The 14934-nt window shown below is 77.9% G+C and carries 1 protein-coding gene; it reads left to right on the plus strand.

Annotated elements, in window-relative coordinates; all coding sequences use genetic code 11:
- Positions 1-12: 12 nt before the first annotated feature.
- Positions 13-14916: a type I polyketide synthase gene (locus ACVMYR_RS18390; protein WP_457122317.1), complete on the plus strand. Its 14904-nt coding sequence runs from the start codon at positions 13-15 to the stop codon at positions 14914-14916.
- Positions 14917-14934 lie beyond the last annotated feature (18 nt).

The raw sequence follows: 14934 nt of genomic DNA on the forward strand, positions 1-14934 counted from the left end.
CGGAGTGGCCCGATGCCCACTGAGGCGGAGTTCCTCGACTACCTCCGGCGTGCCACGGCCGACCTGCGTGAGGCGCGGCGGCGGGTGCGCGAGGTGGAGGCGAAGGACCGCGAGCCGATGGCCGTCGTCGGCATGGCCTGCCGGTTCCCCGGCGGCGTACGCGGCCCGGACGACCTGTGGGACCTCGTCGACGCCGGCCGCGAGGGGCTGGGCGACTTCCCCACCGACCGGGGCTGGGACCTGGAGCGGCTGTTCCACGTCGACCCGGACAACCCGGGCACCTCCTACACGGACCAGGGCGGGTTCCTCTACGACGCCACCGAGTTCGACCCGGCCTTCTTCGGCATCAGCCCCCGCGAGGCCCTGGCCATGGACCCGCAGCAGCGGCTGCTGCTGGAGAGCGCGTGGGAGGCGTTCGAGTCCGCCGACCTGGACCCGCAGCGGCTGCGCGGCAGCCGCACCGGCGTCTTCGCCGGGGTCATGTACCACGACTACGCCTCCCGGGTGCTGGACCTGCCCGAGGGCGTCGAGGGCTACCTCGGCACCGGCAACTCCGGCAGCCTCGTCTCCGGCCGGGTCGCCTACACGTACGGGCTCGAAGGGCCCGCCGTCACCGTCGACACGGCCTGCTCGTCGTCGCTGGTCGCCGTGCACCTCGCCGTGCAGGCGCTGCGCCAGCGCGACTGCGACCTGGCCCTGGCCGGCGGCGTCACCGTGCTGTCCACCCCCGGCGTGTTCGCCGAGTTCTCCCGGCAGCGCGGCCTCGCCCCCGACGGGCGGTGCAAGTCGTTCGCCGACGCCGCCGACGGCACCGGCTGGGCCGAGGGCGTCGGCGTGCTGCTGCTCCAGCGGCTCTCCGACGCCCAGCGCGACGGCCGCCGCGTCTACGCGGTGATCCGGGGCAGCGCCGTCAACCAGGACGGAGCCAGCAGCGGCCTCACCACGCCCAACGGCCCCTCCCAGGAGCGGGTCATCCGGCAGGCCCTGGCCAACGCCCGGCTCGCCCCCGCCGACGTGGACGCCGTCGAGGCGCACGGCACCGGCACCACCCTCGGCGACCCGATCGAGGCGCAGGCGCTGCTCGCCACCTACGGGCAGGACCGGGCCGGGGCGGAGCCGCTGTGGCTCGGCTCGGTCAAGTCCAACCTGGGCCACACCCAGGCCGCCGCGGGCGTCGCCGGGCTGATCAAGATGGTGCAGGCGCTGCGGCACGGCCGGCTCCCCGCCACCCTGCACGTCGACGCGCCGTCTCAACACATCGACTGGTCGGCCGGGGCCGTGTCGCTGCTCACCGAGCCCCGGGCCTGGCCGGCGGTGGACCGGCCGCGCCGGGCCGCCGTGTCGTCGTTCGGCATCTCCGGCACCAACGCCCACGTCATCCTCGAACAGGCCCCCGCCGCCGAGGAGCCCGACCCGGCCGCGCCGGCCGTCGTCCCGCCGCTGTCGCCGGTCCTGCTGTCGGCCCGCAGCCCGGAGTCCCTCGCCGCGCTGGCCCGCCGCTGGGCCGACCACCTCGACGCCGACCCCGACGCCCGGCCCCTCGACGTCGCCGCGTCCTCGCTGGCCCGCGCCGGGCTGCACCGGCGGGCCGTCGTCCTCGCCGCCGACCGCGCCGAGCTGCTCGCCGGGCTGCGCGCCCTCGCCGCCGACGAGCCGGCCGCGCCGGTCGTCACCGGCACCGCCGCGCCCCGAGGCCGGGTCGCGTTCCTCTTCTCCGGGCAGGGCGCGCAGCGCCCCGGCATGGGCCGCGAGCTGGCCGAGGCGTTCCCCGTGTTCGCCGCCGCCCTCGACGAGGTGTGCGCCGCGCTCGACCCGCACCTGCCCCGGCCGCTGCGCGAGGTGCTGTTCGCCGCCGCCGGCACGCCCGAGGCCGACCTGCTGCACCAGACCGTGTTCACCCAGGCCGGGCTGTTCGCCGTCGAGGTCGCGCTGTTCCGGCTCGCCGGGTCGTTCGGGCTCGCCCCCGACTACCTCGTCGGCCACTCCATCGGCGAGCTGGCCGCCGCGCACGTCGCCGGGGTGCTCACCCTCGCCGACGCCGCGACGCTGGTCGCCGCCCGGGGCCGGCTCATGCAGGCCCTGCCGGCCGGCGGGGCGATGCTCGCCGTCGCCGCCGACGAGGCGTCCGTGGTCGAGTCCCTCGCCGGGGTGACCGGCCGCATCGGCGTCGCCGCCGTCAACGGCCCCGCCGCCGTGGTCGTCTCCGGCGACGCCGCCGCCGTCGAGGAGGTGGCCGCCCACTGGGCCGAGCGGGGCACCCCCATCCACCGGCTGCGGGTCAGCCACGCGTTCCACAGCGAGCTGATGGACCCGATGCTCGCCGAGTTCGCCGCCGTCGCCGCCGGGCTGACGTTCTCCCCGCCCACCGTGCCGATCGTGTCGAACCTGACCGGCCGGGTCGCCGGGCCGGAGCTGCTGTGCAGCCCCGACTACTGGGTGCGGCACGTCCGCGAGGCCGTCCGCTTCGCCGACGCCGTCGACCGGCTCGCCGAGGCCGGCGTCGGCACGTACGTCGAGCTGGGCCCCAACGGGGTGCTCACCGCGATGGCGCAGAGCTGCCTCACCGACCCGACCGCCGTGCTCGTGCCGCTGGCCCGCAAGGACCGCCCCGAGCCGCGCGCCCTGCTGGAGGCCCTGGCCCGGCTGCACGCCGACGGCCTGCCCGTCGACTGGGACGCCCTGCTCGCCGGGGCCGGCGCGCGCCGGGTCGACCTGCCCACGTACACGTTCGCGCACGAGCGGTACTGGCTGGAGCCGGTCGGCCGGATCGCCGACGTCACCGGCGCCGGCCTCGGCGCGGCCGGGCACCCGCTGCTCGGCGCGGCGGTCTCCGTGGCCGGCGAGGACATGGTGCTGCTCACCGGCCGGCTGTCCCTGGCCACCCACGGCTGGCTCGCCGACCACGCCGTCTCCGGCGTCGTCGTGGTGCCCGGCGCGGCCCTGGTCGAGCTGGTCGTGCGGGCCGGCGACGAGGTCGGCGCGTCCCGGGTGCGGGAGTTGACCGTCGCCACCCCGCTGACCCTGCCCGAGGCCGGCGGCGTCCGCGTGCAGGTGCGCGTCGGCGCGGCCGACGACACCGGCGCCCGCGCGGTGACCGTGCACGCCCAGGCCGAGGAGGACCCGGAGGGCGGCTGGGTCCGGCACGCCGAGGGCGTCCTCGAACCCGCCGCAGACGACGAGCCCGCCCTCGGCGTGTGGCCGCCCGTCGCGGCCACCGAGGTCGACCTCGCCCAGTGGTACGACGCCCTCGCCGGGCGCGGCCTGGCGTACGGGCCCGCGTTCCGGGGGCTGCGTCGGCTGTGGACCGGCGACGGCGAGGTGTACGCCGAGGTCGCCCTGCCCGAGGAGGCCGCCGGGCCCGCCGCCGCGTTCGGCGTGCACCCGGCGTTGCTGGACGCCGCCCTGCACCCCGTGGGGGCGCTGCTCGCCGACACCGACGGCGGCCCCCGGGTGCCGTTCGCGTTCTCCGGCGTGCAGGTGCACGCGTCCGGGGCGACGGCGCTGCGGGTGCGGCTGACCCGCGACGGCTCGGCGGTGCGGCTCGTCGCCACCGACGGCGCGGGCACCCCCGTGGTGTCGGTGGACGCCCTCGCGTTGCGGGAGATGACGGGCCTGACCGCCCCCGGCGTCGCCGCCCGCTCGCTGTTCGAGGTCGCCTGGCAGGCCGAGGAGGTGCCGCCCGCCGAGGAGCCCACCGGCTGGGCGCTGCTGACCCCCTCCCGCCCGGTGTGGGCCCTCGACCTGCCCGTCTTCGCGGACGTGGCGGCGGTGCTGGCCGCCGCCGGCGAGGCGGGGGAGGGGCTGCCCCGCGCCCTCGTGCTCCCGGTCCTCCCCGCGCCCGCCGCCTCTCCCGCAGCCGGCCTGCCCGACGTCGTGCGGGCCGTCGCGGCCGACGTGCTCGGCGTGGTCCAGGCGTGGCTGGCCGCCGACGCGCTGGCCGACACCCGGCTGGTCGTGCTGACCCGGGGCGCGGTGGCCACCCGCGACGACGACCCCGTCACCGACCTCGCCGGGGCCGCCGTGTGGGGCCTGCTGCGCTCGGCGCAGTCCGAGCACCCCGACCGGATCGTCCTCGCCGACCTGGCCGCCGATCCGACCGCCGCCGACCCCGACGCCGCCGGTGTCGACGCCACCGCCCTGGCGGTGCTCGCCCGGGTGGCCGACGACCCCGCCGCCACCGGCGGGCAGGTGGCGCTGCGCGGCGACGCCGTGCTCACCCCGCGCCTCGTGCGCGCCGCCGCCCCGGCCGCCGCCCCGGCCGCCCCCGCCCTCGGCGACGGCACCGTCCTGGTCACCGGCGGCACCGGCGCGCTCGGCGCGCTCGTCGCCGAGCACCTGGTCACCGCGTACGGGGCCCGGTCGCTGCTGCTGGTCTCCCGGCAGGGCCCGGCCGCCCCCGGCGCGGACGCGCTGGCGCAGCGGCTCACCGGCCTGGGCGCCCGCGTCGAGGTGGTCGCCGCCGACGTCACCGACCCCGACCGGGTGGCCGCCCTCGTCGCCGGGGTCGGCGGCCGGCTGGCCGGCGTCGTGCACACCGCCGGCGTGCTCGACGACGGCGTGGTCACCGCGATCAGCCCCGAGCGGCTGGCCGGGGTGCTCGCCCCGAAGGCCGCCGCCGCGTGGCACCTGCACGAGGCGACCGCCGGGCGGGACCTCGACCTGTTCGTCGTGTACTCCTCCGTCGCCGGGGTGCTCGGCTCACCCGGCCAGGCCGCGTACGCGGCGGCGAACACGTTCCTGGACGCCCTCGCCGCGTACCGCCGGCAGGCCGGCCTGCCCGCCGCGAGCCTCGCCTGGGGCATGTGGGACACCGCCGGGATGGCCGCGACGGTCGGCGACGCCGACCGGGCCCGCTCGGCCCGCGCCGGCATCTCGCCGATGAGCGCCGACACCGGCCTCGAACTGTTCGACGCGGCCCTCGCCGCCGGCCGGCCCGCCCTCGTGCCGGCCGTGCTCGACGTGCCGGCCATGCGGTCCCGGGTGGTCGCCGGCCGGGTGCCGTCGCTGCTGCGGGTGCTGCTCGGCGCGGTGCCCACCCGCCGGCAGGCCGGCCACGGCAACTGGGCCGACCGGATCGCCGGCCTGGACCCGCAGGACGCCCGCGACCAGGTCGACGCCCTCGTCCGGGGCCTCGTCGCGCAGGTCCTCGGGCACGGCGGCGCGGACGCCGTGCCGGCGGACCGGGCGTTCCGGGAGCTGGGCTTCGACTCGCTGACGGCGGTGGACCTGCGCAACCGGGTCAACGCGGCCACCGGGCTGCGGCTGGCGTCCACGCTGGTGTTCGACTACCCGACCCCGCGCATCCTCGCCGGCCAGGTGTACGCGGAACTCGCCGGCAACCGGGCCGCCACCGTCACCCCGGCCGAGGCGGCCACCGCCACCGGCCTCGACGACCCGATCGCGATCGTCGGCCTGGCCTGCCGCTTCCCCGGCGGCGCGGACAACCCGGACCAGCTGTGGGAGCTGCTGGCCACCGGCGGCGACGGGATCAGCGAGTTCCCCGCCGACCGGGGCTGGGACCTCGACACCCTGTTCGACCCCGACCCGGCCAACAGCGGCACCTCGTACACCCGGCACGGCGGCTTCCTCTACGGGGCGGCGGAGTTCGACCCCGGGTTCTTCGGCATCAGCCCCCGCGAGGCCCTGGCCATGGACCCGCAGCAGCGGCTGCTGCTGGAGACCGCCTGGGAGACGTTCGAGTCCGCCGGGCTCGACCCGCACCGGCTGCGCGGCAGCCGCACCGGCGTGTTCGCCGGCGTCATGTACCACGACTACGCCTCCCGGCTGATGGACCTGCCCGCCGAGGTGGAGGGCTACATCGGCACCGGCACCTCCGGCAGCGTGCTGTCGGGGCGGGTGGCCTACACGTTCGGCCTGGAGGGGCCCGCCGTCACCGTCGACACCGCGTGCTCGTCGTCGCTGGTCGCCCTGCACCTGGCCGCGCAGGCGCTGCGCAGTGGCGAGTGCGACCTGGCCCTCGCGGGCGGCGTCACCGTGATGGCCACCCCGGGGACGTTCGTCGAGTTCTCCCGGCAGCGCGGCCTGTCGGCCGACGGGCGGTGCAAGTCGTTCGCCGCCGCCGCCGACGGCACCGGCTGGGGCGAGGGCGTCGGCATGCTGCTCGTGCAGCGGCTCTCCGACGCGCAGCGCGACGGCCGGCGGGTCTACGCGATCGTGCGCGGCACGGCCGTCAACCAGGACGGCGCGTCCAACGGTCTCACCGCGCCGAACGGGCCGTCGCAGCAGCGCGTCATCCGGCAGGCCCTCGCCAACGCCCGGCTGACCCCGGCCGACGTGGACGCCGTCGAGGCCCACGGCACCGGCACCACCCTCGGCGACCCGATCGAGGCCCAGGCGCTGCTGGCCACCTACGGGCAGGACCGGCCCGCCGACCGGCCGCTGCTGCTCGGGTCGATCAAGTCGAACATCGGGCACACCCAGGCCGCCGCCGGCGTCGCCGGGGTGATCAAGATGGTGCTCGCGCTGCGGCACGGGCTCGTCCCGCCCACCCTGCACGTCGACGAGCCGTCCCCGCACATCGACTGGACCGCTGGGGCCGTCGCCCTGGCCACGGAGGCGACCCCGTGGCCGGCCGTCGACCGGCCCCGCCGCGCCGCCGTCTCCTCCTTCGGCATCAGCGGCACCAACGCCCACGTCGTGCTCGAACAGGCCCCCGAGCCGGCCGTCGCCGCCGAGTCCCGGCCCGGCGCCGCCGCCGACGCCGGCCTCGTGCCGTTCGTGCTCTCCGCCACCGACCGGGCCGCGCTGCGGGAGCAGGCCGCCCGGCTGCGCGCCCACCTCGCCGCCCACCCCGAGGTCGAACCGGCCGAGGTCGGCTACGCCCTCGCCACCACCCGGGCGGCGTTCGGCCACCGGGCCGTCGTGCTCGGCCAGGACCAGGCCGAACTGGCCCAGGGCCTCACCGCCCTCGTCGACGGCGAGACCGTCGCGGGCGTCGTCACCGGCACGGCGCTGCGCAACACCGCCCCCGTCTTCGTGTTCTCCGGCCACGGCTCCCAGTGGCCCGGGATGGCCGTCGACCTGCTCGACAGCTCCCCGGTGTTCGCCGCGTCCATCGCCGAGTGCGAGGCCGTCCTCACCCCCTGGGTGGACTGGTCCCTCACCGGCGTGCTGCGCGGGGCCGAGGGCGCCCCGCCGCTGGTCGCCTCCGGCGTCGTGCAGCCCGCACTGTGGGCCGTGATGGTCTCCCTGGCCCGGCTGTGGCGCTCGCTGGGCGTCCGCCCCGGTGGCGTCGTCGGCCACTCCCAGGGCGAGATCGCCGCGGCCTGCGTCGCCGGGGCCCTCACCCTGGAGGACGCCGCCAAGATCGTCGCCCTGCGCAGCCAGGTGCTCGTCGACATCGCCGGCCGAGGCGGCATGGTCTCCGTGGCCCTGCCCGCCGACCGGGCCCGCGACCTGCTCAAGCGGTGGGCCGGGCGGCTCTCCGTCGCCGTGGTCAACGGCCCCGGGTCGGTCGTGGTGGCCGGCGACGTCGACGACCTCGCCGACCTCGTCGCCGCCTGCGCCGCCGACGGCGTGCGCACGCGAGGCATCGACGTCGAGTACGCCTCCCACTCCCCGCAGGTCGAGGCGGTCGCCGGCCGGCTCCTGGCCAGCCTCGACGGGATCACCCCCCGCCCCGCCGAGCTGCCGTTCTATTCCGCGCTCACCGGCGAGCAGACCGACACCACCACGCTCGACGCCGGCTACTGGTACCGCAACCTGCGCGAGACCGTGAACTTCGAGCAGGCCGTACGCAACCTGCTCGCCGACGGCCACCAGGTCTTCCTGGAGGTCGGCCCGCACCCCGTGCTCAGCTTCGGCATGCAGGAGACCATCGACACCGCCGAACACGAGGCGGCCGTGGTCAACACCCTGCGCCGGGGCGACGGCGGCTGGGCCCGGATCCTCACCGCGCTGGCCGAGCTGCACGTGCGCGGCGTCGAGGCCGACTGGAACGCCGTCTGCGGCGTGCGCACCGGTCCGGCCGTGCCGCTGCCCACGTACGCCTTCCACCGGCAGCGCTACTGGCCGGAGGCCCCCGTACGCACCGGACCGGCCGCCGCCGCCGACGACCCCGCCGACCGGCAGTTCTGGGACGCCGTCGAACGTGCCGACGCCGACGCCCTCGCCGCCGCCATGCGCATCGACACCGCCGACGCCCGCGTCCTCGGCGAGGCCCTGCCGCTGCTGTCCTCGTGGCGGCAGCGCCGCCGCGACGAGTCCACCGTGGACGCCTGGCGCTACCGGGTGCAGTGGACGCCGCTCACCGCTGCCGCCGGCGCCACCCTCGGCGGGACCTGGCTGCTCGTCGCGCCCGCCGCGTACGCCGGCCAGCCGATCGTCGGTCAGGTCGTGCAGGCCCTCGGCGAGGCCGGGGCGGACGTGACCCCGCTGGCCGTCGCCGACGCCGACCGGGCGGCCCTGGCCGCGCGCCTCGCCGATGTCGACGCCGCCGCCGTCACCGGCGTGCTGTCCCTGCTCGCCCTCGACGAGACCCCCCACCCGCAGCGGCCCGTCGTCCCCGCCGGCCTCGCCGGCACCCTCGCCCTCGTGCAGGCCCTCGGCGACGCCGGCATCACCGCCCCGCTGTGGTGCGCCACCGGCGGCGCGGTCTCCACCGGCCGCGCCGACCCCCTCGACCACCCCCGGCAGGCCCTCGTCTGGGGCCTCGGCCGGGTCGCCGCCCTGGAACACGCCGACCGGTGGGGCGGCCTCGTCGACCTGCCCGCGAAGCTGGACCGACGCGCCCGGGGCCGGCTCGCCGCCGTCCTGGCCGGCGTCGGCCACGAGGACCAGGTCGCCGTGCGCACCTCCGGCCTGTTCGCCCGCCGGCTCGCCCGCGCCGCCGCCGAACCCGCCCCGCAGCGGCCCGGCTGGCGGCCCGCCGGCACCGCCCTGGTCACCGGCGGCCTCGGCTCCCTCGGCGCGCACGTGGCCCGCTGGCTGGCCCGCGAGGGCGCGGCGCACCTGGTGCTGACCAGCCGGCAGGGCCCGGCGGCGGCCGGCGCGGCCGAGCTGGAGGCCGAGCTGACCGGCCTCGGCGCGCGCGTCACCGTCGCGGCCTGCGACGTGGCCGACGCCGACTCGCTGCGCGCCCTCGTCGACGGGCTCGCCGCCGACGGCGTCACCGTCGACGCCGTGTTCCACGCCGCCGGGGTGGCCCACGCCGGCCCGCTCGCCGGCACCGACGTCGGCGAGCTGGCCGACGGCCTGCACGCCAAGGTCGCCGGGGCGGTCAACCTCGACGAGGTCCTCGGCGGCGACGTGTCCGCGTTCGTGCTCTTCTCCTCCGGCGCGGGCGTGTGGGGCGGCGGCCTCCAGGGCGGCTACGCCGCCGGCAACGCCTTCCTCGACGCCCTCGCCGAGGACCGCCGCCGCCGGGGCCTCGCCGCCACCGCCGTCGCCTGGGGCGCGTGGGACGGCGGCGGCATGTTGGAGACCGACGGCGCCGCCGACCAGATGTTCCGCTCCGGGGTGCGGCCGATGCGCCCCGACCTGGCCGTGGCCGTGCTCGCCCGCGCCCTCGCCGACGACGACACCACCCTCACCGTCGCCGACATCGCCTGGGACCGGTTCCACCAGACGTTCGCGATGACCCGCCCCCGGCCGCTGATCGAGGACATCCCCGAGGTGGCCCGGATCCTCGCCGCCCGCACCCGCGACGACGACGAGCCGGCCGAGGCGTCCCCGCTGCGCGGCCGGCTCGCCGGTCTCGCCGAGCCGGAGCGCCGCCGCACCCTGCTGGAGCTGGTGCGGGTGCACGCCGCCGCCGTGCTCGGGCACGCCTCCGCCGAGGCGATCGGGGCGGACCGGCCGTTCAGGGAGATCGGCTTCGACTCGCTCAGCGCCGTGGAGATGCGCAACCGGCTCGGCGAGGCCGTCGGCCTGCGGCTGCCCGCCACCCTCGTCTTCGACCGGCCCACCCCGACGCTGCTCGCCGGCTGGCTGGCCGACCGCATCCTCGGCGTCACCGAGCAGGCCGCCGCGCCCACCCGGGCCGCCGCCGCCCTCGACGAGCCCATCGCCATCGTCGCGATGAGCTGCCGCTACCCCGGCGGCGTCGCCAGCCCCGAGGACCTGTGGCGGCTCGTCGCCGACGGCCGCGACGCCATCGCCGGGTTCCCCGCCGACCGGGGCTGGGACCTCGACGCCATCTACGACCCCGACCCCGACACCCCCGGCACCTCGTACGTGCGCGAGGGCGGCTTCGTCGCCGACGTCGCCGGGTTCGACGCGGCGCTGTTCGGCATCTCCCCGCGCGAGGCGCTGGTGATGGACCCGCAGCAGCGGCTGCTGCTGGAGACCGGCTGGGAGCTGTTCGAACGCGCCGGCATCGCCCCCGCCGACCTGCGGGAGAGCAACACCGGCGTCTTCGTCGGCACCAACGGCCAGGACTACGCCACGCTGCTGATGGCCGCCCGCGCCGAGACCGAGGGCTACCAGGCCACCGGCAACGTGGCGGCCGTCGTCTCCGGGCGGCTCTCCTACACCTTCGGCCTGCAGGGCCCGTCCGTCTCCGTCGACACCGCCTGCTCGTCGTCGCTGGTGGCGCTGCACCTGGCCGTGCAGTCGCTGCGCTCCGGCGAGTGCGACACGGCCGTCGCCGGTGGCGTCACCGTGATGGCGACCCCCGGCCCGTTCCTGGAGTTCGCCCGGCAACGCGGCCTCGCCGCCGACGGCCGGTGCAAGTCGTTCGCCGGGGCCGCCGACGGCACCGGCTGGGGCGAGGGCGCCGGCCTGCTGCTGCTCCAGCGGCTCTCCGACGCCCGCCGTGACGGCCGCCGGGTCCTCGCCGTGGTGCGCGGCTCCGCCACCAACTCCGACGGCGCGTCCAACGGGCTCACCGCCCCCAACGGCCCCGCCCAGCAGCGGGTCATCCAGCAGGCCCTGGCCAACGCGCGGCTCACCGCCGCCGACGTGGACGCCGTCGACGGCCACGGCACCGGCACCCGCCTCGGCGACCCGATCGAGGCGCAGGCGTTGCTGGCCACGTACGGGCAGGACCGGCCCGCCGACCGGGCGCTGCTGCTCGGCTCGATCAAGTCGAACATCGGCCACACCCAGGCCGCCGCCGGGGTGTCCGGCGTCATCAAGATGGTCATGGCGCTCCAGCACGACCTGCTGCCGCCCACCCTGCACGTCGACGAGCCCACCCCGCACGTCGACTGGGCGGCCGGCGCGGTCGCGCTGCTCGCCGAGCCCACCCCGTGGCCCGCCGTGGACCGGCCCCGCCGGGCCGCCGTGTCGGCGTTCGGGGTCAGCGGCACCAACGCCCACGTCATCCTCGAACAGGCCCCGCCCGCCGACGACCGGCCGCAGCCGCAGGCCGGCGACGCGGAGCCGCCCGCGCCGCCGCTGCTGCCCTGGGTGGTCTCCGGCGACGACGCCGACGGGCTGGCCGCCCAGGCCGCCCGCCTCGCCGACTGGGCCGAGGCCGAGGCCGGCCCCGGGGCCGCAGAGCCCGCCGCCGTCGCCCGGGTGCTCGCCACCGGCCGCTCCCACCTGCGGCACCGGGCCGTGCTGCTCGCCGCCGACCGCGACGCGTACGTGGCCGGGTTGCGGGCCCTCGCCGCCGGGCAGCACCACCCCACCCTCACCCGGGACGTCGCCGAGCCCGGCGGCACCCTCGCCGTCCTCTTCTCCGGCCAGGGCGCCCAGCACGCCGGCATGGGCCGCGAGCTGTACCGGACGTTCCCCGCCTTCGCCGAGGCCCTCGACGAGGTGTGCCAGCATCTCGACGCGCACCTGCCCCGGCCGCTCAAGGCGGTGCTGTTCGCCGCCGACGGCAGCGCCGAGGCCGACCTGATCCACCAGACCGTGTTCACCCAGGCCGGCCTGTTCGCCGTCGAGGTGGCCCTGCACCGGCTCCTCGCCGGCTGGGGGATCGTGCCGGACCTCGTCGCCGGGCACTCCGTCGGCGAGATCACCGCCGCCCACGTCGCCGGGGTGCTCAGCCTGCCCGACGCCTGCGCGCTCGTCGGCAACCGGGGCCGGCTCATGCAGGCACTCCCGGCCGGCGGCGGGATGCTCGCCGTCGCCGCGCCTGAGGCCGACGTCGCCGCGACCCTGGCCCCGTACGCCGGCCGGGTCGCCGTCGCCGCCGTCAACGGCCCGGCCGCCGTGGTCGTCTCCGGCGACGGCGACGCCCTCACCGACCTGGCCGACCACTTCGCCGCCCTCGGCGTACGCACCAAGCGGCTCACCGTCAGCCACGCGTTCCACAGCCCGCTGATGGAGCCGATGCTCGCCGAGTTCGCCGCCGTCGCCGCCGGCCTCGACTACGCCCCGCCGACCGTCCCGCTCGTGTCCAACCTGACCGGCCGGGTCGCCGACCCCGAGCAGATCTGCACCCCCGACTACTGGGTGCGGCACGTGCGCGACGCCGTCCGGTTCGCCGACACCGTCGAGCACCTGCACTCCCTCGGCGTCGCCACGATGCTGGAGGTCGGCCCCGACACGGTGCTCACCGCCCTGGCCGCCGACGCGCTGCCCGACGCCGGCCGCACCCTCGTCACCGGCGTCCAGCGGCCCGGCCGGGGCGAGGCCGAGGCGCTGCTCGGCGCGCTGGCCCGGCTGCACTGCCACGGCGTACGGGTCGACTGGGCGGCCCTGCTGCCCGCCGCCGACCCGGTCACCCCGCCCACGTACGCCTTCCGGCACCAGCGGTTCTGGCCCGTCGGCGACGGCGACGTGCTGCGCACCGCCGAGCCGGCCGCCCCCGCCGCCGGCACCGCCGACGAGGCGTTCTGGCAGGCCGTGACCGACGCCGACGGCGACGCCCTCGCCACCCACTTCGGCGTCGACCCGGACCGGCCGCTGCGCGACCAGCTGCCCACCCTCGCCCACTGGCACCGGCAGCGGCAGACCGACGCGCTCGTCGACGGCTGGCGCTACCGCATCACCTGGCCGCAGCGTCGCCTCACCGCCGGCCCCGCCACCGGGGAGTGGCTGCTGGTCGTCCCCGCCGGAACGGACGCCCCGACGGCCACCGTCGACCCCGACGCCGGCACCACCGAGTCGGCCGCCGACGTCGCCGCCCGGATCGGCACGCTGGTCGCCGCGCACGGCGGCACCGTGCGGACCCTCGCCGTCGACCCCGCCACGGCCACCCGCGCCGAACTCGCCGCGCTGCTCGCGGCCGGCGCGGCCACCCGTACCGTGTCGCTGCTGGCCCTCGACGAGCGCCCCCACCCCGACCACCCGGCCGTGCCCGCCGGGCTCACCGGCAACCTCGCCCTCGTCCAGGCCGTCACCGACGCCGCCCCCGCCGGGCCACTGTGGCTGCTCACCCGGCAGGCCGTCAGCACCGGCCCCGGCGATCCCATCGCCCACCCCGCCCAGGCCACCACCTGGGGCCTCGGCCTGGTCACCGCCCTGGAACACCCCGCCCACTGGGGTGGCCTGCTCGACCTGCCCGCCGAGCTGGACCCGGCCGCCGGGGACCACCTGCTGCGGGCGCTGACCAACACCGACGCCGAGGACCAACTCGCCGTGCGCCCCCTCGGCACCCACCTGCGCCGCCTCGCCCGCGCCGCCCGCGCCGAGCGGCCCGACGCCCCCGCCTGGCAGCCGCCGGACACCGTGCTGATCACCGGCGGCACCGGCGCGATCGGCTCGTACGCCGCCGCCTGGCTGGCCCGGCACGGCGCGCGCCGGCTCATCCTGGTCAGCCGGCGCGGCCCCGACGCGCCCGGCGTCGCCGCCACCCTCGCCGAGCTGGCCGACCTCGGCGCGCACGCCCGCGCCGTGGCCTGCGACCTGGCCGACCGCGACGCCGTCGCCGCCCTCGTCGCCGGCCTGCGCCGCGACGGCGAGACCGTACGCGCCGTCGTGCACGCCGCCGGCGTCGGCCGGCTCAACCCGGTCAGCGTCGTCGGCACCGACGAACTCGCCGACGTCGTCGCCGGCAAGACCGCCGGTGCCCGCCACCTCGACGAGTTCCTCGACCCCGACGACCTGGAGCTGGTCGTCTACTTCTCGTCCATCGCCGCCGCGTGGGGCGTCGGCGACCACGGCGCGTACGCCGCCGGCAACGCCTTCCTCGACGCGTGGGCGCAGTCCCGACCCGCCGGCCGGGCCCGGGTCGTCTCCGTCAACTGGGGACCGTGGGCCGGCGGCGGCATGGTCAGCGACGACCACGCCGTCGCGATGAGCCGGCGCGGCGTGTCCCTGCTCGACCGGGAACCCGCGATGGCCGCCCTGCGCGCCGCGATCACCGGCGACGGCACCGTGCTCACCGTCGCCGACGTCGACTGGGCCCGCTTCGCCCCCGTCTTCGCCTCCGCCCGGCCCCGGCCCCTGATCGCCGACCTGCCCGAGGTGGCGGCCCAGCGCGCCGGCACCGACCCGGCCGCCGACGGCGGCGACGAGGTCCGCACCGGGCTGCGCAAGCGGCTCGCCGACCTCACCACCGCCGAGCAGAACCGGCTGCTGGTCGACCTGATCCGCACCGCCGCCGCCGAGGTCATCGGCCACGACAGCCCGTACGCCCTGGAGGCCGACCGGCCGTTCCGGGACCTCGGCTTCGACTCGCTGACCGCCGTGGAGCTGCGCGGCCGGCTCGCGAAGGAGACCGGCCTCAGCCCGGCCAGCTCGGTGGTGTTCGACTACCCCACCCCGCAGGCGCTCGCCGAGCACCTGCGCGGCGAGCTGGTCAGCGAGGCGTCCGTGCAGGCGCTGCCGACCGTCGAGGAACTCGACGAGCTGGAGGCCGCCCTCGTCCGGCGCGACACCGACGACCTCGGCCGGGTGCGGGTCACCATGCGCCTGCACCGGCTGCTGGAACGCCTCGGCGCCGCCGACCGGGGCGCCGGGGAACGGCCCGACGAGGCCGCCGAGGTGGCCGACCGGCTGCGCGTCGCCAGCAACCAGGAGCTTTTCGATCTTGTCGACCGGGACCTCGGGCTTTCCTGAGTCACGCGACACGTACCG

The sequence above is a fragment of the Micromonospora sp. PTRAS2 genome (assembly GCF_054052245.1).